Genomic DNA, 22,995 nt, shown 5'->3' with positions numbered 1-22,995 from the left:
GAATTTAGTTCTCTCTACCTAAACCATCGCGCATCTTTCGATAAGCGCTAGGAGTTAAGCCATTTCGCTTTTTAAAGGCTTTAGAGAATGCTTGAAGACTGGCAAAGCCTAATAACTCACTAATTTCTTGAACCGAACGCTTAGTTGTGCTCAATAAGTCATTGCCAACAGATAACCGCAATTCTGTAATATATTCTTTAATTGAAATACCAATATCTTTTTTAAAAAGACGTGAGAGATGGCTTGGATGAACAGCTAATGTATCAGCAATTTCACTAACCGCTATAGTATAGAAAGCATCTTGATTGATAATCTCAAGCGCTTGAGATACATAAGAATTCATTTTCTTAGTTTCAAGTTTTTGCGTCTTTAGATGGCTTGCTCTAAACATCATTTCTAAAAATTGATAAGCTGTCTGTTGTAAAGCTAACTCATTGGCGATTGTATCCTGTTCATAGGCCAAAGCTTTAAAAACAGTGGCTGAAAAATCACTGACATTATTAGTCTGAAAAGACAAATGATCAGAAGTAAAACCCATTTTTTCCATATAATGTTGCACTTGGCTCCCACCAATCCCCATCCAAATATAGGTCCAAGGTTTCTCGCTATCTGCTTGATAGAAAGTTGGCACTCCTGGAGGAATGATAAAGCCGTCCCCTGCTTTCAAAAAATATTTTGTTTCATTAAATGTGTAATAGCCAGCACCAGACAAGATGACATGGACTAAATAAACATCTCTAACTGCAGGACCAAAGCTATGTTTGGGATAAGTTTTAGCATGTCCGCAAAAAGCAAAATACAAATCTTGAAAGTTTGTTTTTAAATCTTTAATCAAGTAGATACTTTCTTCCATCAAATTTTCCTCCAGATCAAATTTTGACACATTTTTCTTAAAAAAAAGCAAATGCAGTTATTTATGCATTTGCTAATCATGTATTCTAAAAAAACTGGACCCCTTCTTGATCGACACTCAACAGATCCACCCGAGCCTGATGGTTATATTCTTTTAGGCGGGCGACCATACTGTCGGTAACGTCAGCTGGTGTTAAAATCAAAACTGTTGGTCCGGCGCCGCTAAGATAGACACCATAGACGCCTTCCTCATGACCAATTGTTCGAATTTGATCCAGATGAGGAACGAGACTGCGGCGATATTTTTCATGCCACTTGTCTTTTTCCATCATTTTGCCGGCCAATGGTAAATTGCCATTTAAAATAGCGGCAATCAAAACATTAGCTAAGGCACTGGCCTCCACCGCCTCCCGAAAAGGAATCGTCTCTGGCAACACACTGCGGCTTTTTGTTGTCAGTAATTCTTCATTAGGGATGTAAGCAATCACATCGCACTCAGGAAAATGGTGCTTGACATAACGGACATCGCCGTCAACATAACTAGCGACGACAAAGTCACCGCAAATCGCCGGTGCGACATTATCGGGATGGCCTTCAATTTCTGTGGCAATTTGCACACGGTCCCGTAAAGATAAATTTAAATTGCCTAACCGATTGGCCAGCTCAATGCCTGCCACCACAACAGATGACGAACTACCTAAACCACGGGCTAAAGGAATGTCAGAAGTCATTTTCAAAACCTTAGGCGTCAGCTTTGGTGCTATTTTTAAAGCGGTCTGCAATAATAAATTGCTTTCGTCTTTAGGAATATCTTCTCCGAGATTGTGATTAATGACCCACTGATCGCTGTCTTTGATGACTTCAATATACAAATACTGAGACAAAGCAATACCACAAGAGTCAAATCCCGGTCCTAAGTTGGCACTAGTCGCAGGCACTCTTATTTTCATAATTTTGCCACTCCTTCACGCAGATGTAAACGCATGGCTTCAAGGTCACTCATTTTAGAAATTTGCACATCACTCTCATTAATGGCTGTATCAGGATCTTTTAATCCATTGCCAGTGAAGACTGTGACAACTGTTTCTCCTGGTTTAATTTTGCCAGCTTTAACGTGTTGAATAACGCCGGCCAACGATGCGGCTGAGCCGGGTTCAACAAAGACACCATCTTGAGCGGCAATCTTTTTATAGGCATTTAAAATTTCAGCATCGGTCACCGAATCAATGTAGCCTTTGGATTCATCCCGGGCGGCTTCAGCTAATTTCCAAGAAGCAGGATTGCCAATCCGAATCGCTGTCGCAATTGTTTCTGGTTGTTCAATCACTTCGCCCCGCACAATCGCAGCAGCTCCCTCGGCTTCAAAGCCATGCATTCTTGGCAATAGCGTTCCTTTGACATCATGCCATTCTTTAAAGCCTTTCCAATAAGCGGAAATATTGCCGGCATTGCCCACTGGAATTGCTAAAACATCCGGTGCTTTACCTAACTGCTCGCAAACTTCAAAAGCGGCGGTTTTTTGCCCTTCTAAACGATAAGGATTCACTGAGTTGACTAAAGCAACGGCTTCCGTTTTAGCGATGTCCCGCACAGCTTTTAAAGCTTCGTCAAAATTTCCCGGAATTGAAATAATATCTGCCCCATACATAATCGCTTGGGCTAATTTTCCCATCGCAATTTTGCCATCAGGAATCACCACGTAGGCTTTCACGCCCGCCCGTGTTGCGTACGCCGCAGCTGAAGCGCTAGTATTTCCAGTTGATGCGCAGACAATTGCCTTGGCGCCTTCTTCGACAGCTTTGGCAACCGCCATTACCATGCCGCGATCTTTAAAGGAACCGGTAGGATTTAAGCCTTCATATTTTCCGTATAATTCAATGCCTAATTCCTTTGATAAATTATATAAAGGAATTAACGGTGTGTTGCCTTCTGCCAAACCTAGCTTTGGCGTTTTGTCGGTAATTGGTAAATATTCTTTATATTGTTTTAATAAGCCTTCGTACATGTTTAATCCCCCAATACTTTCATTACATTTAATAGTTTGAAACCACTTGTTGCTTTAATATTTTTAATCACTTCGGCCATCTGTTCCTTTGAAACAGTATGGGTAATCACGACAATTCGCGCTGTCTGGGATTCATTTTTTTCTTGATTTTGGACTAATTGATCAAAACCAACATTTGCGTCTGTCATAATTTGGGCCAATTTCAAAAATTGCCCTTCTTGGTCAGCTGCTTCTAATGAAAGATAGTATTTAGCCATCACTTGATTATCTGGTGTAATTTTTGTTTTATGTTTATAAGAATTAAACATATGTCCAGTAGTGCCTAAGCGTAAATTTTTGGCAATGGTAATAATATCGCTAACAACACTGGTGGCTGTCGGCTTGGCTCCAGCACCAGGACCGTAATACATGGATTCTCCTACGCCGGAGCTGTCGATAAAGACTGCATTAAATTCATCACGCACGGCTGCCAATGGATGCTCTCGTTTGACTAACATCGGACCGACTTCAGTATAAATTGAATCACCTTGTTTTTCTGCCGAACCGATTAATTTGATTTCATAACCTAAGCGGGCGGCCATCTTAACGTCTTCAATCGGCAGCCCCCGTATCCCTTTGATGGTAACCATATCCAAATTGATATTCATCCCAAAACCAAATTGACTCAAAATAATCATCTTATAAGCTGCATCAATTCCATCGACATCATTAGTGGGATCAGATTCCGCAAAGCCTAGCGCTTGAGCCTGCGCCAAAGCAGTCTCATAACTCAATCCTTCAGAAACCATTTTGGTCAACATGTAGTTCGTGGTCCCGTTGACAATTCCTAAAATTTTATTGATATTGTCAGCGGCTAAACTATTGGCAATCGTCCGCAAAATCGGAATTCCACCGGCAACACTCGCCTCATAATATAAATCACAATGATTTTCTTGAGCCAATTTGACAAGTTTACCGCCATGCTGCGCCAATAAATCTTTATTGGCGGTGACCACATGTTTGCCCCGTTTCAAAGCTTCTTCAATGTAGGTTTTAGCCGGCTCGACTTTTCCCATCAACTCAACAACAACTTGAATTTCGACATCGTTTAAAATATCATCAATATCCGTTGTTAATTCAATATCAAATTTTTCCGCTTGGCGGGCTTTTTCATTCTCATCCCGCACCAAAGCAGTTTTAACAGAGATATCCATTCCGGTAACCTGAGCAATTTTTTCTGCGTGTTCCTTTAAAATCATCGGCACGCCAGAGCCAACAACTCCGAGCCCCAGCAAACCAATTTTTAGCTTATCTTCTTCCATGACGCCCTCCAAAAAATAATATAAAGATTAAATCCGTTTCATTTTATTTTAATAATGTCCCTAGTATAACGAAAAACAACAAAAAAAACTAGAACTTTCTGGTAGTTTCCCAAAAAGTTCTAGCTTTATTTTAATCTTTTTATCATTAAATACTAACGATGTTCAACGTGTTGGAAGGTTTGCTCCAAAATATCCAAAATATGATGGTCATCCAAACTATAAAAGACGATTTTACCCTCTTTGCGGGATTTGACAATTTTATTCTCCCGCAAAAGCTTTAATTGATGACTGACAGCCGATTGCTCCATCCCTAAGTTTTCAATCAGGGTAGAAACATTTTTTTCGCCGTCTTTTAAAAGCAGTAGAATTTTTAAGCGGTTTGGGTCACTCAAAACTTTAAAAATTTGACTGACAGCCTTTATTTCCTGCGCTTCCATCGAATTCCCCCTGCCAGTTTACTCGTTGACAATTGCATTGATGCTGTTTTCATAATCAACGACCTTTTGATTCGCTGCTTCTTGGCTTTCAGCCTTAACTGCAATATAAAACTTAATTTTCGGTTCTGTTCCCGATGGCCGAATCGCAATCCAACTTTCATCTGCCAGCTGGTATTTCAAGACATCAGATGGCGGGGTTGTTAATTTTTCCAAGTGGCCATCTAAGCCAACACGGGTCAGAAGTTTGAAGTCTTCCGTTTGCACGACAGCTTCACCGGCAAATTCAGAGGGGGCTTCTTCACGGAATTTTTTCATTAAGGCCGCAATTTTACCAGCGCCTTCGATGCCGCTCATTGTCACAGAAATTGTTTTTTCAGTATAATAGCCAAATTCTGCAAAAATATCCTGCAGACCATCATACAAAGTTTTATCCTGTTGTTTATAATAAGCCGCCACCTCAGCCAATAAAACTAACGCTTGGATGGCATCTTTGTCCCTTACAAAAGGCTTCACTAAATAGCCATAGCTTTCTTCAAAGCCAAACATAAAGGTTTTAGAATGATCTTCTTCATACTGCTGAATTTTTTCAGCAATAAATTTGAAGCCAGTCAGAACACTGACCATATCGGTGTTAAATTTTTTAGCAATCGCAGTTGACAATTCACTGGAAACAATTGATTTTAACACGGTAGCATTGGCTGGCAAGGTCCCAGCTGTTTGATGGGCGGTTAAAATATATTGAATCATCAAGGCACCTAATTGATTGCCTGTCAGCACTTGATATGTGCCATCCGGCAAACGTACAGCTGCCCCTAAGCGATCGGCATCCGGATCTGTGGCGATTAATAAATCCGCGCCTTCTTTTTCCCCTAAGCGAATCGCATATTCAAAGGCTGAATGTTCCTCTGGGTTAGGAGATTTCACCGTGGTAAAATCCGGGTCGGGAATCGCTTGTTCCGGAACCAAGACGAATTGTTCAAAACCGGCTTGTTTTAAAGCCCGTTCCCCTAACATTTTTCCAGTGCCGTGTAATGGCGTATAAACCAGTTTTAAGTCCTTGCCCATTTGATCAATCAAGGCTTGGTTGATGGTTACTGATTTGACATTTTTTAAATATTCGCTATCAATTTCTTCGCCGATGATATTGATTAAGCCGCTGTGTTCAACTTCTTCCTCGGATAGAACTTCGACTTTTAGAGGATTTTCAACTGAACGAACAAATTTAGTTAAAGCATCTGCATCCGCTGGTGGCATTTGCCCGCCATCTTCTCCGTATACTTTATAGCCATTATATTCAGCTGGATTGTGGGAAGCCGTAATCATAATCCCAGTGAAGGCTTTTAAATAGCGGACCGCAAAGGAAAGCTCTGGTGTCGGCCGTAGACTTTCGAAAACAAAGGCCGGAATATTATGTTTTGCCAAGGTTTTGGCTGCTTCCATCGCAAATTCTGGTGACATATGTCGAGAATCATAAGCAATTGCCACACCGCGACGTTTGGTCTCAGGATCCTGCTGGTCCATAAAGCGGGCCAGACCTTCTGTTGCTTGACGGATTGTGTAGATATTCATCCGATTGATGCCTGGTCCTAAAATTCCCCGCATGCCGGCTGTGCCGAATTCCAATTGCGTGTAGAAGGCATCTTCCAGCTCTTCAGGATTTTGTTTTAAAATTTGTAATTGTGCTTTTAAGGCTTCATCTAGATTTTCTTCGTTATTCCATAACTCATAGACTTGTTCCCAAGACATAATTAGCCACCTCTTTTTCGAAATTTGTACTTTATTAGTATATCATTCTTAGTTTTTTTATAAAAGGCAGACTGGTAAAAGTCTCAAGCGAATCTTGAAAAAAAAATAAAAAAAGTGCCCGCAAGCGCTAAGGCAGCTGAATCCAAAAATAAAATGAAATCTTGCTAACTAAAATCACAAACTAGCTCACTCATAAAACTTGGATAAACAGCTGCCAAATCACTTTTGGCACACTTTTTTTTACTTTGACACCGTCTAAACAGTCGGTGCTTCGGTTAAATTATTTTCCTCTAAATAAAGATAGACTTGTTGGCCGGCAATTCCGCCTTCGCCGACAGCCGTAGTAATTTGGCGTAATGTTTTCTCCCGCAAATCTCCTACTGCAAAGACACCGGGCATTGAAGTCCGCATATCATTATCTGTTTCCACCCAGCCGGCTGCATTGGTTAAGCCAGCCTTTTTGAAGGGTTCGCTTAACGGATCCAAGCCAACATAGATAAAGACACCGCCTGCTTCGACTTCTGATACTTCATCGGTTTTAACATTGCGCACCTTAGCGCCGGTCACTGCCATTTCATTGCCGGTGATTTCTTCTAAGACAGAATCCCATAAGAAAGAAATTTTTTCATTGGCAAATGCCCGATCTTGGATAATTTTTTGGGCCCGCAATTCGTCTCTGCGGTGAACAATCACAACTTCTGAAGCAAAGCGAGTTAAGTAAATCGCTTCTTCAACTGCTGAGTCGCCGCCACCGACAACTAATAATTTTTTATTGCGGAAAAAGGCACCATCACAAACGGCACAATAAGAGACTCCTCGACCGGAGAATTCTTCTTCACCTTTGACACCTAATTTACGATGGACACAGCCGGTTGCTAAAACAACAGTTTTTCCTTCGTAAGATTTATCTTCACAGACGACTTCTTTGTGCGTCCCGTGATCGATAATATCTGTGACAATCCCGTATGCATTTTCGGTCCCAAATTTTGTGACACCTTCAAACATTTTATAAGCCAGTTCAGGTCCCATAATCGTTTCAAAACCAGGGTAATTTTCTACCTCAGCGGTGTTATTCATTTGGCCACCAGGAGCTCCCCGTTCAATCATTAATACAGATAAATTTGAACGAGATGCGTATAAAGCTGCTGTCATGCCAGCAGGACCTGCACCAATTACGATTACATCATACATAGTCTTTCCTCCATCATTTTATCAAGTGACTTTACTTTACAGCGAAACTTGCGCAAAGTCTATCTTTCTGCCTAAGTTTTAGTTTTTGGTAAAGGATTTTTGCGCCACAAAACCCAAGCTGCTGCCAAGCAAACAAATAGCAGACCGACTAAAACTAGCAGGCAATCATTTAAAATTTGCTGAGCACTACTCGACACTCCCTGACTCGACAAAATTCTTAAAAAAAGGCGATTATCTCCGTGAAAACCAAAAACTAAAATGGCTAATACACCCATTATAATAAATTGCGCCGTCAAGCTGCCTTTATTTTGCAATGAAAACTTTGCCAATACACCGCTGCCAACAGGAGTGCTGATTTTTTGATAATACTGCTGATTCAGCCATGAGCTGGTGGTACTTTTAAAAAAGCTCAGCAGCGCAAAGCCCAGCAGAAAAGTAGTCGGCCAGATAATCAGCAGTAAACTGAGGCCTAGGCCAAAAATCAGTTTACTAACCGGAGCCACTTTCGTCAAGCGCTGCAAATAAAGTGGTCCTAAGACCATCGCTGCTACCATTCCCAGCACATAAGGAAGATAAACTTGACTGGCAACCGCCCCAATCCCTTTGGTGCCACTGACGTACAAAGAAATAAAGAGAAACAAAAAATTGCCAATCATACCGTTAACAAAATTCAACCAGTTCAGCCAAAGAGGCAATTGTGAACTTGTTTTTTTGCGACTCAACAGCCAAATGGCAATGGTAAAAACCAGAATAAAGCCAATTAAAGCAATGTCGATCTCCCCACTATCAAACAAGAGACGGCCGCTGCGTAATAAAAGCAGCAGCAAAAAGAAAATAGCGAACATTATCAGCTCACGATAGGCGATAAAGTTTTTTGAGGTGCTGGCAAAATTTATTTCAAAATGCGGATAATGCCGCACCGTATGATAGGCGGCTACGAAAAACAGCCCATATAAAGCTAAGACTAGGCTCACTGTAACTGAAGCGGGGAAATCTTGATTGATCAGCCAAAATAATCCCAGCAGGCCAAGCAAAGCAAAGGGATATTTTTTAGCATTCATATTGTGAAAGCCCTGTTGCGCTTCTTGAAAATTGACCGTGATATTGGCCGGTGTGAGCCAACTTGCACTTAAGCCTAATAAAATTGCCGCTAACGGATAAGCTCCAGGAAAAATCATCCCCAAAAAACCACTGACGCTGCCGAGGCCGCCTACTAAAAGGGCGGCCATTAACAAAGTAAAGCTTTCAAGCTGAGTATTGAGACCACGAATTAAAAAGAGCCCCGTGAAGCGAAATGTATAAAATAAAACAAAGGGCAACACGCTTTGCCAAGTAGTACCGTCGCTTAATTGTAGAAAAAGCAAGTAAGGCACAATAATTAAGGTGTTGCTTAAAATAAACGGGGCCGTCGTAGTAAAGTTTTTTAAGAAATTTTTTATGGTGGTCAACATGCTACTTACCTTCTGTAAATTGTTTTTTTTAGAACCCTAAGTATACAAAAAAATTTCAGTTTCTGCATGTCTAAACCGTTACAATTTTTAACAAGTCGGCTGAAATTAATCGCAGCAAAAAAACTTTAAGAAATAAGGGCCGCTTATTCCTTAAAGTTTTTGAGGTTACGCGTTTGCTAGCTGTGCTTTGATTGCTTGAACAGCCACTTCAGCAGTTGCTTCTGTTGTAAAATTTTGAATATCTTCTTGGCTCGCAGAAGGATTTTCCAGCAGATAATTGCTGACAGCAGTCTGAACGGCTGCCTGCAGATTAGCTTGCGCTGCTGCTTGTTCCTCAGCTGTTAAGGAACTTTGGCTGTCTTGCAATTGTTGCGCCTGGTCACTGGTTAAGACAACCCAAGTTTTTTCTGGCACCGTTACGATTACTTTTTCAGCAATAATTTCATCTGCTTGATTTTCAAAGCTGAATAAAGTCTTGTAAAAATTAGAGCTAAAATCCCATTTGGTTGTTTTAGTTTCAGCGACCGCTTCAGTAGTATCCGCTGTTTGATAACTAGCTGTCAGTTTAACAGCGTTCACGATATCTGACTCATCGGGAACAAAATGCGTTTCACTTGCCTCAGCGTCAGGGCTATCGCGATAAACCATCGCATAATTGTCAGAAGCTGTGCCAATTTCCGAAACAATCAAAAGATTGGCAGGTGAAGCTGTATCACCGGCCGTGTAGATTTCATTTTCGGTTGTAGTGGTTACTTTTTCCATGCCCAAATGATTATACAGATGCAAGGCAACCAAGACAATTGTTGCCACGAGCAACAAACTGCTGACAGCCCCGGCAATCCGCCTCATCGTCTGACCTTTAATCAAGAGCCAGCTGCCAAAGACCATTAAGGTAAAGACCACTAATAAAACTAAAATCATATTAATTTGCCTCCTTGGTGATTTTACCTGGTTTATTGTGCAGGAAGATTGCAAAAAGCACCCCTGCCACTGCAAAACTCAGACCGATAGCAAAGGATGCCCGGAAACCGTCCATTGAAGCGGCAATAATTTTACTGCCATAAGCTAAGGGATTTTCCGTTTGCAAACTAGCAGCCGGTGTATTGGTATTAATAATATTTTGTGTCACAGAAGTTAGTAAGGCCACCACAACTGAAGAAGAAATTTGGCGAACGGTATTATTCGCCGCTGTCCCGTGGGTCACTTCATCTAATGGAATCGCCGACATGGCACTGGTGGTTAATGGCATCATCGTTAAGGCAATCCCGAACATGCGAATGGCATACAGCACCACAATTAATGCCGTTGGCGTTGTTTCAGTAATAAATACAAAAGGCACTGTTCCTAATAACAGAACTGAAAAACCGACAAGAGCTAATGAACGGATGCCCACACGATTATATAAAACACCGGCAATCGGTGACATAATTCCCATCATCAAAGCCCCTGGCAAGAGAGTCAGCCCAGATGATAATGTCGAATCGCCATGAACGTTTTGCAAATAAGTCGGCAACATCATTTCCACGCCGAACATCGCCATCGTTACTAAAATAATCGCAATTGAAGGAATCGTAAAATCGCGATTTTTAAAGACGCGAATATTTAAAAACGGTTCGTCTAATTTTAATTGACGCAGACCAAAAATAATAATCACCAATAAACCAATGCCAATTGGCAATAATACATTAGTGAAATCAGTCCAACCATCGCCAGCAACATTGGTAAAGCCCCATAAAAATAAACCAAAACCGACGACAGATAAAATTAAAGACAAAATATCCAATTTGATTTTTTTATTGGGAATAATATCCTTCATCACAAAGGGCGTCAAAATAAAAGCAATCACAATAACAATCAGTGGTACAATAAAGATTGTCCGCCAAGAACTAGAAATCGTTAAGCCGAGAATTGTATGATCTCGGTCTAAAATCCAGCCGGACAAAGTCGGTCCAATAGCTGGTGCCATTCCGACGACTAAACCACTTAAGCCCATCGCAACAGAGCGTTCTGATTTTTTAAACATATTTAAAATCACAATTTGCATCAACGGCAGCATGATACCCACAGCGATTGCCGCCAATACCCGACCGGCAATAAACATCACCCACATATTTTTTTCAGCTGGCGTCACAGCCGTTAAAATTAAGCCTGCCATCAAAATTCCATAGGAAATAAAATGCAGCCACTTGGTTGACATTTTAGTTGCTAAATAAGCCGATAGTGGCACCATCATCCCATTTGCGAGTAAAAACCAAGTCGTTGCCTGTTGAGCTGTGCTCAAGTTAATATCAAAATCCTGCATCAGAGTCGGCAACGCCGTCCCCAATGATGTTTGCATCAATACCCCGGAAAATGTCGCAAATAAAATCAAGGCAAGAATAATGCCTCTGCGATACGGTTTTCCATGAATATCTAAATTAAGATCTGAACTCAAAATTATTCCTTCTTTCACTTTTCCTCGATAAAGTCACAAATGAAAATATATCATACTCTTTCTGAAAATAAAAACCTAAGAGCTTATTATAACTAACGTTATTTTAAAAAGGCTTTTGTGCTTATTTACTGCTGCCAAAATGGTGAGTTTCTATTTTGTATCCACCACCTTCAAATGATTTCTTTTCAAAAAAAGTTTCAAAAACTTCTATAAAAAAAATGACAAAAAAACTCTCTGCGACTTTCGCAGAGAGTTAATGATTGTGTTGATGATAATCTGGGCGTTCCCGATCAACAAGATTTTGTTTAAGGGAAAATTTTTGCGGAACATAATCAAAACCCGCCTTATGGAAAGGGTGGCACCGCAGAATCCGTGACATTCCCATCAAAAATCCTTTAAAAGCGCCGTGGACCTGGACCGCTTCAATCATATAATTAGAGCAGGTCGGATAGTATCGACAGCTAGGCGGCGTTAGCGGCGAGATAAACCGCTGATAGCCATGAACTAAAGCAATTAAGATTTTTTTCATTGCAATCCCTTCTTCATAAAAAAACTGCAGCCACCTGTAACTGATTTTCAAAAATGGTAATCATGCTCTTCTAATTAGTATAGAAGAAGATTTACCATTTGAAACCAGTTTGTCAGGGGACCGCAGACAGTTAAAAGTCGCTTAGAAAAAAGCTAGGATGTGGTTCCATAAGTCCCCACTGAAGACTCCTGTCGCATTTCTGCCGCCGATAGGCCCGAAACCAATCATGGCGCCAATTGCGAAAAAGACAGCCATCAAAACAATCACTAAGATAATTTTCAATAGCGTTGAGATGATATATCCTCTAACTTTCATGTGATACTCCTATTCTTAGACGGTAACAGTTGTTTTCGTTGTTGCCGGTGCATCTAAATCCACCCGTTCAACATTGGCACCTAATTTTTGTAATTTTTCGTGGAATTTATAATAACCCCGGTCCAAATAGTTTAAATTGCGCACACGAGTTACACCAGTAGCCCGCAGACCAGCTAAAATCAAAGCCGCAGCAGCTCTTAAATCAGTGGCAGCAACTTCGGCCCCTTGCAGTTGATGTCCGCCAGTAATCATGGCTGAATTGCCATCAAATTGCACATGAGCGTTCATGCGTTGCAATTCTTCTAAGTGTTGGAAACGATTTTCAAAAACAGTTTCTGTGACTGTGCTGACACCTTCAGCAACTAATTGGATTGCTGTCATCTGTGCTTGCATATCAGTTGGGAAACCAGGGTGAGGCATTGTTTTTACATCCGTCGCTTTAATAATTTTTGGTCCAATGACCCGTAAGCCATCTTCTTCTTCGGTAATTGAAGCGCCCATTTCAGTTAATTTTGAAATCAGTGGACGATTATGCTCAGAAATTGCGCCTTCAATTAAGACGTTGCCTTCTGTCATTGCCGCAGCAACCATAAACGTACCCGCTTCAATTCGATCTTGCACGATTGAATGTTGAACTGCGTGCAAATGTTCCACGCCTTCAATTCGCATTGTCTCCGTACCTGCGCCGTAAACGCGAGCGCCCATTTTATTTAAAACATTCGCTAAATCAACAATTTCTGGTTCTCTAGCGACATTTTCAATGATTGTCGTGCCTTTGGCTTTGATAGCGGCCATCATAATGTTTTGTGTGGCGCCGACACTTGGAAAATCTAAATAGATTGAATTGCCGATTAATTGATCGGCAATGGCTTCGATGTAACCATTCTTTTGAACAATTTTTGCTCCTAGTGCTTGAAATCCCTTCAAGTGTAAATCAATTGGTCGTTTGCCGATGGCGCAACCACCAGGCATGGCAACTTTGGCATGGCCGTTTCTAGCTAATAAAGGTCCCATCACAACGATTGATGCCCGCATTTGGCTGACATATTCGTAGGGTGCTTCAATTTCTAATTGACGGCTGGCATCAATAATCACTTCATTGTCAGCTTCATTAAAGTCAACATCAACGTTTAAATGACGAATCACTTGGTTCATGGTAAAAACATCTGAAAGAATTGGTACATTTCTTAAAGTCGTTTGGCCTTCTTCTGCTAATAAAGTTGCCGCTAGAATTGGCAACACGGCATTTTTTGCTCCCTCAATTTTCACGTTACCTTTTAATTGATTTCCACCTTGAACAAAAATTTGTTCCATCTAAATTCCCTCCAAAGAGACTCATCACTGAATCTAAGCCATTTCTGGCAACAAATTTAATTAACTTAGTCCACTCAAAAAAATATTACGGCACAATGCGATGACCTCTAGAAAAAAGGAACTCGCTTGGTAGCCGATGACAATTGAAAAAAGAACAATTACCATTCTAACTTGAGTGGTTTGGTAAGCCTTAAAAAATTGATCGATTCTCAGTGAACCTAATGCCCAAAAAGTCAGGTAAATAAATGCGATATGGGAAATTATTCTCACTAGCGCATCAATCCCGTACACCTGCAACATCGACTCACCTCAATCTCTTTTAAAAAACTTTAACATTAGCATAATAACATAAATTGAAAAAAAATAAAATTGTTTCTTCTCCTGATAGTTTCCACTATAATTCAATACATTATTCACAAATCTTTTAATAATTGTGATAATAGAAGCGGTATTTTGTTTTTTCTGCATTTTTTTACGATAAATTTTTGAAGAACCTTTGTGAAGAGTTAAACTAAATTTTAGACTTTCTTATGAAAAATAAAAAGCCCTTAGTTAAAAGGGCTCATAAAACAAATGATCTTTGCCGATTCCGTGGTGAGCATTCTTGCTTAATACCACTGGTAATCCGCATTCTTATTTTTTACTTATCAATCTCAACTAACTTAGTGCAGCAATCAATAGTGTCGCTAAACAGGCACCCACAATTGGACCCACAATTGGAATCCAAGCATAGCCCCAATTAGCGCCGCCTTTATTAGGAATTGGCATCAGGGCATACATTAACCGTGGACCAAAGTCACGAGCTGGGTTAATGGCATAGCCGGTCGTGGTACCTAATGACAGAGCGATTGCGACTAAGACAAAGACTAATACAAGTGGTTGCAGTCCCACTGGCATATCGCTAGCAGGTAACACTTGAATACTTAATACAAAGGCAAAGGTTGCGATAATTTCACTCAGTAAATTAAATAAAGTATTAGGAATTGCAGGGCCAGTTGCAAAAATACCGACACTGTTGCCTTCATCTGTTTTGGTTTCTTTAAAGTGTGGCCAGAATTGAATCGCTGCCAGTAGGGCACCAACAAAAGCACCAGCAACTTGAGCTAAAATAAATGGTACTACTTGTCCCCACTCAAACGTTCCATTAACAGCAAAGCCGATTGTTACTGCCGGATTTAAATGACCAGGCGAGCCGAAGAAGCCACTGGTGTAAACCCCCAACATAACGGCAACCCCCCAGCCAAATGCCACATACAGCCAATCATGGCCAGCACCTTTTGCCAAGGTTTTCTTTAAAGATGTGGAAGCTCCGACGCCTGACCCAAATAAAATCAGGACAAAGGTTCCAATAAATTCACCAAATACAGGACTATTCATAAATATAACCTCCTCAATTAAATAATATTTCAATCAAAAAATTACCTAAAAAGTCCGTTACGAATATTTTGCTGCAAGCCTCCCCCATTTGAAAATTCGGAAAACACCCATTGAAAAATGGCAATTTACTTTTCCCTTTCCTCCTTTTTAACTGCAAATCCAATTACCTGCTTGATGGATGAGATTTCCTTTAGTCTTTCATCAGTCCTTACCAGAATATTATAGCATTGATTCCGCTCCTTTGAAAACGTTTACAGTTCATTTGTTTAAAAAAAACAGTCTTTTTCTAATTTTCAGAGGACTGTTTTTTTCAAAATCAAGCTTTGTTCCCCGCTAAATCCCCATTCTACAGCTATTTCCTTTCAGGAAATTTTTTTGAAGGCTGTAAATTATCTCAGAGATTGATCTAAAAATTATTTTATTTGAGAAGATAAGATAACAGTTTAGGAGTTTATTATTTCTAACAAAAAAATGCTGCAGCAGCCTTCGAAAATAAAATTTTGGCAAGTCCAGCTTAATGCCAGAAGTCAAACTCTCCAGCAAGCAGAGAAGCCCAATTTTATTTTAAAAAAGCTGATGCAGCAGTTTTATTGAATATTAACTATGTTTTGAAACATTGATTCGATTAATCGCACGATGCAAGGCAACAGTCGCTCGGCGGAGTTCATCGACGTTTTCATGAGCCTTAGCCTCTTCAATGAGCTTCTCAGCCCGCTGACGAGCCCGTTCAGCCCGTGACACATCAATGTCCCGCTCCCGCTCGGCACTATCGGCCACAATTGAGAGAACATTGTCGCGGAATTCTAAAATTCCGCCATTGACAGCAATCCAGTCCACATGACTATCAGAGTCCGTCCGTTTCACCCGCACTTCGTCAATCGCTAAAGGAGCGATAATCGGAACGTGGTTCGGCAAAATACCCAGTTCCCCTTCAGTAGTTCTGGCAACAACAATAACAGCGTGATGGTCATAGACGATGCCGTTTGGGGTTACCACATTGACGGTTAAAAAATTGTCACTCATGGGGCACCTCTTTCTAGTAGCCTAAAGTTTTGGCTTTTTCAACAACATCTTCAATTTTACCGACGCTACGGAAAGCTTCTTCAGGCAGATCATCATATTGTCCATCCAAAATTGCTTTGAAGCCTTTGACTGTTTCAGCAACCGGCACGTAAGAGCCGGGTTGACCGGTAAATTGTTCTGCCACGTTAAAGTTTTGTGATAAGAAAAATTGAATCCGACGAGCTCTGGCAACTAAAACTTTTTCATCATCGGATAATTCATCCATCCCTAAGATGGCAATAATATCTTGTAGTTCACGATAACGTTGTAAAACCCGTTGGACTTCGGTCGCTGTTTGGTAATGTTCATCGCCGACAATTTCTGGTGCCAAGGCACTAGAGGATGAAGCCAATGGATCAACGGCTGGATAAATCCCTTGTTCAGTTAATTTACGTTCCAAGTTCGTCGTTGCATCTAGATGGGCGAAGGCTGTTGCCGGCGCCGGGTCAGTATAGTCATCGGCCGGTACATAAATCGCTTGAATTGAGGTAATCGAACCTTTTTTAGTTGAAGTAATCCGTTCTTGCAATTGACCCATTTCAGTTGCCAAGGTTGGTTGATACCCAACGGCTGACGGCATCCGACCTAATAAGGCCGATACTTCGGAACCCGCTTGCGTGAAGCGGAAAATATTGTCGATAAATAAAAGCACATCCTGGCCTTCAACATCACGGAAATATTCAGCAATTGTTAAACCGGTTAAAGCAACCCGCATCCGGGCACCAGGTGGTTCATTCATTTGACCAAAAACCATGGCTGTTTTTTCAATTACGCCAGAGTCTTTCATTTCATAATACAAGTCATTTCCTTCACGAGTCCGTTCACCAACACCGGTAAATACGGAAATTCCGCCGTGTTCTTGAGCAATATTATGAATGAGTTCTTGAATTAAAACGGTTTTACCAACACCGGCACCACCGAATAACCCAACCTTCCCACCTTTTAAATAAGGTGCTAAGAGATCGATTACTTTAATCCCAGTTTCTAAAACTTCGCTACTGGTACTTAATTCTTCAAAAGTCGGCGCCGTTTTGTGAATGCCATCTCGTTTTGCATCTGCTGGAAAAGGTTCCTGCAGGTCAATGGTTTCACCTAGAACGTTAAAGACGCGGCCTAAAGTATCTTCCCCCACTGGCACAGTAATTGATTTTCCTGTGTCAATTACTTCCATCCCCCGCTGCAATCCATCAGTGGACTCCATGGCGATGGAACGAATCACACCGTCACCTAGTTCTAGGGCAACTTCTAGGACAACTTTTTGTTTATTTGCATCATTTTTATAGACCACAAGGGCATTGTTAATATCTGGTAAAGATTGATCCAAAGAAAATTCCACGTCTACAACGGGGCCGATTACTTGGACAATTTTTCCTGAGCTCATGACTCATCCTCCATTCCAAACGTTATTCTAAGGCAGCCGCACCAGCAACAATCTCAGTAATTTCTTGCGTGATTGCTGTTTGTCGGGCACGGTTATAGGAAATTGTTAAATCACCAATAATATTTGAGGCATTATCAGTAGCGGTTTTCATCGCCGTCATGCCGGCCGCATGTTCAGCGGTCTTAGCATCGACAATTGCCCCGTAAATTAAACTTTCCGCATACTGCGGTAGCAATTCTTCTAAAATGGCAATTTTTGAAGGTTCAAAAATATATTCTTGCTCATATTTTTGCGCTTCCCCCGGGTCCAAATCGGAAATCGGCAGCATTTTTTCAACACGAAATTGACTGGTCAAAGAATTGATGTGGTGGTTGTAACAGACATATAATTCATCGAAAACTTCACTTTGATACATGCTGGTTGCCATTGAGACAATTTTACGCACTTCTTCAAAGCTTGGTTGATCGGTTAGATTCCGTAATTCGTAAGCTAAGTTGTAGCCGCGAGCTTTGAAAAAATCAGCACCGGTTCCGCCGATGGCAATCAAAACGTACTCATCCTGTGAGTCATGATCGTCATTTAGCATCGTCATCGTTTGCTTCAAAATTGAACTATTATAGCCACCCACAAGACCACCGTCAGAAGTGATGACAATGTAGCCGGTCTTTTTAACCGGCCGAGCATTGAGCATCGCATTTACAGTGTCACTGGAGGTGTCCCCTAAATCGGTCAATGCTTGTGCAGATAAATGGGTCACAATTTCCCGCACCTTAGAAGCATACTCTTGAAACTTTTGCGAAGAGGCTTCCGACTTGGTTAACTTAGCCGCCGAAACCATTTGCATGGCTCTGGTAATTTGGCTGGTTTTTTTAGTAGAAGCAATTCGCTGTTTAATTTCATTTAATGAGGCCATTTGTTTTCACCTCTCTATGAATTTTGAATTGATTTCAATTTGTCTTCAGCTGTCTGCGTCTTCGTATTAGAAGCGGTGAAGATATCCCGATATTCTTTAATCGCTGCATCCAACTGGGCTTCGTCTGGCAGATCCTTGGTTTCGCGAATTGTCGTAAATAAATCTGCATGATTGGCATCAAAGTATTCAAATAAAGCTGATTCAAACTCTAAAATTTTATTGACTGGAATACTGTCTAAAAAGCCGTGGGTCAAAGCGTATAAAATGACCACTTGTTTTTCAACAGGCAGTGGCGCATGCAATTTTTGTTTCAAAATTTCCACAGTCCGCCGACCACGATTTAATTTTGCTTGAGTTGCTGCATCCAAATCAGAACCAAATTGCGTAAAGGCTTCTAATTCCCGATAGCTGGCTAAATCCAAACGTAAAGTACCGGCAACTTTTTTCATTGCCTTAATTTGTGCTGAACCACCAACCCGTGAAACAGAAAGTCCCGCATCAACGGCCGGTCTAGTCCCAGAATAGAACAAATCGTTTTCTAAAAAGATTTGCCCGTCAGTAATCGAAATTACATTGGTTGGAATATAAGCCGAAATATCACCGGCTTGAGTTTCAACGAAAGGTAGAGCAGTCATCGAACCGCCACCTAGTTCATCACTTAATTTAGCAGCCCGTTCTAATAGACGAGAATGCAAGTAGAAAACATCCCCTGGATAAGCTTCCCGACCTGGTGGCCGTCTCAATAGTAATGAAAGTTCCCGATAGGCAACCGCTTGTTTGGATAAATCATCAAAGACGATTAAAACGTGTTTGCCGTTATACATAAATTCTTCCCCCATCGCAGTGCCTGCGTATGGAGCGATATAAAGTAATGGTGCTGGTTGAGATGCGCTGGCTGTCACAACGATGGTGTAATCTAGTGCACCATATTTGCGCAGTGTTTCTACTTGCGAACGGACAGTTGATTCTTTTTGGCCGATGGCAACATAGATACAAATCACATCTTGACCTTGTTGGTTGATGATTGTATCGATAGCAATTGAAGTTTTCCCGGTCTTCCGGTCACCGATAACTAATTCCCGTTGGCCACGACCAATTGGAACTAAAGCATCAATCGCTTTTAAACCTGTTTGCATTGGTTCATTAACGGATTTCCGTTGCATAACCCCTGGTGCTAAGGCTTCCACTGGCCGAGTCCGGTCAGATTTAATTTCCCCCAAGCCGTCAACTGGCTGTCCTAATGGATTTACTACCCGGCCGATTAACCCATCGCCGACTGGTACTTCCATAATTTTACCTGTTCGTTTGACTTTATCGCCTTCACGAATGGTTTCAAAATCGCCAAGAATAATAATTCCGACGTCATTTGTTTCTAAGTTTTGTGCCATGCCGTAACTTCCATTTGAAAACTCAAGAAGTTCGCCACTCATGGCATTTTCCAAACCGTGGGCACGGGCAATCCCATCACCAACATAGGTGACAGTGCCGACTTCCTCCACTGACAGTTCGTGCTGATAGTTTTGAATCTGCTCTTTTATTAAGGCACTGATTTCTTCAGCTTTGATGGCCATTTCTTTCACCTCTGTGTCTATTTTCTTAATAGGTTCTTGATGTTTTCCAATCTCGTTTGAATACTGCCATCAATTACTTTGTGTTCAGCTTCAACGACAACGCCGCCTAAGATGCTGGGATTCACGATGGCGGTTAATTCCGCCTTTTGATAGCCTAAAATCGTCGCAATTTTCGTTTCAATTTTGACTTTATCCGCATCATTTAAGGGAACAGCAGTAGTTACCGTTCCTAAAATCACGCCCTGCATCTCATCATAGCGTCTCTCAAACTCATCAATCATTAAGGGTAAATCATTCATCCGATTGTAGTTATAGACTACTTCCAAAAAATTATAAATAGTTCCGGAGAAATTATTCACCAGCGAATCCATAATTTTTCTTTTTTCGTCAGGCTCCAAGCGGGCATCGCTTAAAATATTGCCGACATCCGGCAGAATTTCGTAGACTTTGCGTAACTCAAGCAAGTCCTGATAAATTGCTTCTACAGCATTTTGTTCTGTCGCCAATTCGAACAAGGCTTTGCCATAGCGTTTGCCAACTGTAAATTTATCTAGTTTCATTTGCTGAGCCTAGGCCTTCGATATATTGGGAAATCAAGGCTTCATGTGCTTCCGGCGACAATTCTTTTTCCAGAATTTTCGAAGCTAACTGAAGGGAAAGATCGGCGACTTCATCTTTGACATTCGCTAAGGCCGTTTCTCTTTCTTGCGTAATGTCGCTTTCGGCTTTTTCTTTTAAGCGGCTAACTTCCGCTTTGGTTTCTTTTAAAATATTCTGGCGGCTTAACTCACCGTTTTCTTTGGCATTTTTAATAATATCTGCTGCATCAGAGCGCGAATTATTTAATTGCGTTTCTCTTTCTTTTTCCAGCTGGGCTGCAGAAAGGCGGGATTGTTCGGCAGAATCTAAGTCATTGGCGATTTTATCTTCCCGTTGTTTCATAATGTTGACAATCGAACCCCATGCAAATTTCTTTAAAAGAAGCATTAGGATCAAGAATGATAATGAAACCACCAAGATATTGCCGAAGGTTGCGTTAGGCGTCGCAGATAATAATACAAAATTCAACATCCTTCTCTTCCTCTCTGTTTTTCATCCATTTTCATTTGACAAAGTAAGAAAAGCAGTCATGCCGGGTGGTTTTACCAGACAGCTGCCTTTCTTCAAAGTTCTGCAATTAAACGGCGAAAACTAGAATTAAGGCAATAACGACACCCAAAATTGGCACCGCTTCGACTAGGCCTACACCGATAAACATTGTTGAACGCAATTGGCCGGCCATTTCTGGTTGGCGTGCCATTGATTCGATTGTTTTAGAAATAACTTGTCCATTACCATAACCGGCACCGATTGCGGCACCTACGATTGCGATTGCTGCTGCGATATAATTTAATCCATCCATTTTTTGTTCCTCCTGAATTCTCTGTTTATTTTTTACTCTTCTGCTTCAATCTTATGACTAATATAAACCATTGCTAAAGTGACAAAGACATAGGCTTGAATCGCACCGATAAAGATTGAAAAGGCGATCCAAATCATTTCCAGCGGTACTGCTAAAGGAAGACTTAACCAGCCAAGACTGAGAAACATCTTCGCAATTAGGGTTAACAGTACTTCACCAGCGTAAATATTTCCGTAAAGCCGCAAGCCCAATGTGATGACATTGGTAAATTCCTCCAGAATCTTCACCGGAAAAAGAAAAGCAACTGGTTTAAAATAACTGTTTTTAATGTAACCTTTAAATCCAAAACGTTCAGTCCCTAAGAAATTCGATAGTACAATAACTATAAGTGCTAAGGTCAATGTGACATAAGGATCTGCCGTGGGACTCTTCCAAACGGAAATATCGCCTGGTAAGACAATTTTGGTCATCAGCCCGATAATATTTGCCACAAAGACAAACATGAAAAAAGTGAAGGCTAATAAATGTAGGTTTGTGATTTCTTTGCTGGGCATATTATCGGAAATAATATTGCGGACAAAGTCAATCACCCACTCGATGGCATTTTGCTTGCCCTTTGGTTTCAGTTCCAACTTTCTAGTAAAAAAGAAAACCGTGAAAAAGACAATTGCACAGGTCAAAAGAACCATTAAGGTGACCGTACCATCAAACCAAATTCCCATAAATTTAAAGGTTAGTGATTTTTCTTCCAACTCATTTCACCTCTTTCCCTCTTAAGGCTTCTATAAAGCAAGAAGTCGTTGTTGATCAAGCTTATTTACTTTTTTTCTCACCACTTGATAACCACTGGCTATAATACCACTGTCAAAAATAAATTTCAAAATATTTTCATGAAAAAAGACAGTTTTTTTACAGTTGTCTCCAAGTGTCAAAAAAATGCTGAGAAAGCCTATGAAAACAGCTTGTGAAAATGTTAGAAAACATTCCAAGATAACTGTATGCTAGCAAATTTTTGAAAAAAGGTTAAGCATTTTCTAAAAAATATGCGAAAAAGAATATTCGCAGCAATTAAGCTTAACGACCGTAGTTTTTCAATGTGCGGCTGATTTCACGATTGATATCTTTTCGCTTCAAATCTTCCCGTTTATCATATTGTTTTTTACCCTTGGCAATCCCAATCAAAACTTTTGCAAAGCCATTTTTTAAATAGACTTTTAACGGAACTAAGGTTACCCCGGTATTTTTGGTTTCCCCGATTAAACGGTCGATTTGTTTGCGGTGCATCAAAAGCTTTCTAGTTCTTAAGGGATCATGATTAAAAATATTTCCCTGTTCATAAGGGCTAATGTGGACATTTAACAGATAGACTTCTCCATTGCGCACGCGGGCAAAGCCATCTTTTAAATTAATCCGACCGTTGCGGATGGATTTGATTTCCGTTCCCTGCAGGACAATCCCTGCTTCTATCGTATCAATAATACTATAGTCATGTCTTGCTTTTTTATTCTGGGCAATCAGCTTGCCTTCTCCTTTTGGCATTTCACTTCACATCCTTGCTTTTTTAACTTATTGATTTCAAAATTATATATTGTCATTCAACTAACAAAAAAATCCTATAAAACAGCTAATCTCTTTTTATTTTGGCCGCTTCTCAGCGGAAAGCTCTCCTCTAAAAAGAGAGCTTTTCTAAAAAAATTTAGATGGATTCGATTTT

At 40.7% G+C, this 22,995-nt stretch carries 24 protein-coding genes; all 24 read right to left on the bottom strand.

The features are described from left to right. Positions 1 to 4: 4 nt before the first annotated feature. A complete protein-coding gene (locus tag AC1Z3S_RS11490) occupies positions 5 to 835 on the bottom strand; it encodes an AraC family transcriptional regulator (protein WP_461740476.1) in 831 nt (276 codons plus the stop codon). 103 nt (positions 836 to 938) lie between these two features. After that, positions 939 to 1,802, bottom strand: a complete 864-nt coding sequence (gene thrB / locus AC1Z3S_RS11485; protein WP_265459062.1) for a homoserine kinase — start codon at positions 1,800 to 1,802, stop codon at positions 939 to 941. Then, on the bottom strand, positions 1,799 to 2,857 hold the full coding sequence (thrC, locus tag AC1Z3S_RS11480) for a threonine synthase (RefSeq protein WP_461740475.1): 1,059 nt from the start codon (positions 2,855 to 2,857) through the stop codon (positions 1,799 to 1,801). The genes thrB and thrC overlap by 4 nt, the downstream gene beginning before the upstream one ends. A 2-nt stretch (positions 2,858 to 2,859) precedes the next feature. Further along, the gene (locus tag AC1Z3S_RS11475; protein WP_461740474.1) at positions 2,860 to 4,158 is read right to left on the bottom strand and encodes a homoserine dehydrogenase; all 1,299 of its coding nucleotides are present in this window, start codon (positions 4,156 to 4,158) and stop codon (positions 2,860 to 2,862) included. 152 nt (positions 4,159 to 4,310) lie between these two features. Then, positions 4,311 to 4,595, bottom strand: a complete 285-nt coding sequence (locus AC1Z3S_RS11470) for an ArsR/SmtB family transcription factor (protein WP_265459059.1) — start codon at positions 4,593 to 4,595, stop codon at positions 4,311 to 4,313. Positions 4,596 to 4,613: 18 nt separating this feature from the next. Continuing rightward, positions 4,614 to 6,341, bottom strand: coding sequence for a phospho-sugar mutase (locus tag AC1Z3S_RS11465; RefSeq protein WP_461740473.1), 1,728 nt, complete (start codon positions 6,339 to 6,341; stop codon positions 4,614 to 4,616). Between the two features lie 255 nt (positions 6,342 to 6,596). Continuing rightward, positions 6,597 to 7,532 carry a thioredoxin-disulfide reductase gene (gene trxB, locus AC1Z3S_RS11460; RefSeq protein ID WP_461740472.1) on the bottom strand — a complete coding sequence of 312 codons (936 nt, stop codon included), beginning with the start codon at positions 7,530 to 7,532 and terminating at the stop codon, positions 6,597 to 6,599. A gap of 71 nt (positions 7,533 to 7,603) precedes the next feature. Continuing rightward, a complete protein-coding gene (locus tag AC1Z3S_RS11455; RefSeq protein ID WP_461740471.1) occupies positions 7,604 to 8,983 on the bottom strand; it encodes a hypothetical protein in 1,380 nt (459 codons plus the stop codon). Between the two features lie 165 nt (positions 8,984 to 9,148). After that, positions 9,149 to 9,904 carry a DUF4811 domain-containing protein gene (locus AC1Z3S_RS11450; RefSeq protein WP_461740470.1) on the bottom strand — a complete coding sequence of 252 codons (756 nt, stop codon included), beginning with the start codon at positions 9,902 to 9,904 and terminating at the stop codon, positions 9,149 to 9,151. 1 nt (position 9,905) lies between these two features. Then, positions 9,906 to 11,417 (bottom strand): MDR family MFS transporter, encoded by a 1,512-nt coding sequence (locus tag AC1Z3S_RS11445; protein WP_461740469.1) that lies wholly within the window; start codon positions 11,415 to 11,417, stop codon positions 9,906 to 9,908. 253 nt (positions 11,418 to 11,670) lie between these two features. Beyond that, positions 11,671 to 11,946, bottom strand: a complete 276-nt coding sequence (yidD, locus tag AC1Z3S_RS11440) for a membrane protein insertion efficiency factor YidD (protein WP_461737761.1) — start codon at positions 11,944 to 11,946, stop codon at positions 11,671 to 11,673. Between the two features lie 141 nt (positions 11,947 to 12,087). Then, the gene (locus AC1Z3S_RS11435; protein ID WP_265459052.1) at positions 12,088 to 12,261 is read right to left on the bottom strand and encodes a DNA-directed RNA polymerase subunit beta; all 174 of its coding nucleotides are present in this window, start codon (positions 12,259 to 12,261) and stop codon (positions 12,088 to 12,090) included. Positions 12,262 to 12,276: 15 nt separating this feature from the next. Further along, a complete protein-coding gene (gene murA / locus AC1Z3S_RS11430; RefSeq protein ID WP_461740468.1) occupies positions 12,277 to 13,575 on the bottom strand; it encodes a UDP-N-acetylglucosamine 1-carboxyvinyltransferase in 1,299 nt (432 codons plus the stop codon). Between the two features lie 60 nt (positions 13,576 to 13,635). After that, positions 13,636 to 13,872, bottom strand: a complete 237-nt coding sequence (locus AC1Z3S_RS11425) for a DUF1146 family protein (protein ID WP_461737936.1) — start codon at positions 13,870 to 13,872, stop codon at positions 13,636 to 13,638. A 360-nt stretch (positions 13,873 to 14,232) separates the two neighbouring features. Continuing rightward, on the bottom strand, positions 14,233 to 14,952 hold the full coding sequence (locus tag AC1Z3S_RS11420) for an MIP/aquaporin family protein (RefSeq protein WP_461737763.1): 720 nt from the start codon (positions 14,950 to 14,952) through the stop codon (positions 14,233 to 14,235). Positions 14,953 to 15,549: 597 nt separating this feature from the next. Next, positions 15,550 to 15,975, bottom strand: coding sequence for a F0F1 ATP synthase subunit epsilon (locus tag AC1Z3S_RS11415; protein ID WP_461737764.1), 426 nt, complete (start codon positions 15,973 to 15,975; stop codon positions 15,550 to 15,552). A 13-nt stretch (positions 15,976 to 15,988) separates the two neighbouring features. After that, entirely contained in the window at positions 15,989 to 17,395 is a 1,407-nt protein-coding gene (gene atpD / locus AC1Z3S_RS11410) for a F0F1 ATP synthase subunit beta (RefSeq protein WP_461737765.1), read from the bottom strand. 22 nt (positions 17,396 to 17,417) lie between these two features. Then, positions 17,418 to 18,308, bottom strand: a complete 891-nt coding sequence (locus tag AC1Z3S_RS11405; protein WP_461737766.1) for a F0F1 ATP synthase subunit gamma — start codon at positions 18,306 to 18,308, stop codon at positions 17,418 to 17,420. Positions 18,309 to 18,322: 14 nt separating this feature from the next. Next, positions 18,323 to 19,879 carry a F0F1 ATP synthase subunit alpha gene (gene atpA, locus AC1Z3S_RS11400; RefSeq protein ID WP_461740467.1) on the bottom strand — a complete coding sequence of 519 codons (1,557 nt, stop codon included), beginning with the start codon at positions 19,877 to 19,879 and terminating at the stop codon, positions 18,323 to 18,325. Between the two features lie 17 nt (positions 19,880 to 19,896). Further along, positions 19,897 to 20,439: an ATP synthase F1 subunit delta gene (atpH, locus tag AC1Z3S_RS11395; RefSeq protein ID WP_461737768.1), complete on the bottom strand. Its 543-nt coding sequence runs from the start codon at positions 20,437 to 20,439 to the stop codon at positions 19,897 to 19,899. After that, positions 20,426 to 20,950, bottom strand: a complete 525-nt coding sequence (atpF, locus tag AC1Z3S_RS11390) for a F0F1 ATP synthase subunit B (protein ID WP_461740466.1) — start codon at positions 20,948 to 20,950, stop codon at positions 20,426 to 20,428. The genes atpH and atpF overlap by 14 nt, the downstream gene beginning before the upstream one ends. A gap of 106 nt (positions 20,951 to 21,056) precedes the next feature. Then, entirely contained in the window at positions 21,057 to 21,281 is a 225-nt protein-coding gene (gene atpE, locus AC1Z3S_RS11385) for an ATP synthase F0 subunit C (RefSeq protein ID WP_265459043.1), read from the bottom strand. Positions 21,282 to 21,313: 32 nt separating this feature from the next. Beyond that, a complete protein-coding gene (gene atpB, locus AC1Z3S_RS11380) occupies positions 21,314 to 22,033 on the bottom strand; it encodes a F0F1 ATP synthase subunit A (RefSeq protein WP_265459042.1) in 720 nt (239 codons plus the stop codon). A gap of 322 nt (positions 22,034 to 22,355) precedes the next feature. Continuing rightward, positions 22,356 to 22,820: an SsrA-binding protein SmpB gene (gene smpB / locus AC1Z3S_RS11375; RefSeq protein ID WP_461737769.1), complete on the bottom strand. Its 465-nt coding sequence runs from the start codon at positions 22,818 to 22,820 to the stop codon at positions 22,356 to 22,358. Between the last annotated feature and the right edge of the window lie 175 nt (positions 22,821 to 22,995).

The organism is Enterococcus sp. LJL90, from assembly GCF_056924355.1.
The sequence above is the reverse complement of the archived record's forward strand: the minus strand, read 5'-3'. Positions and strand labels throughout refer to the sequence as shown.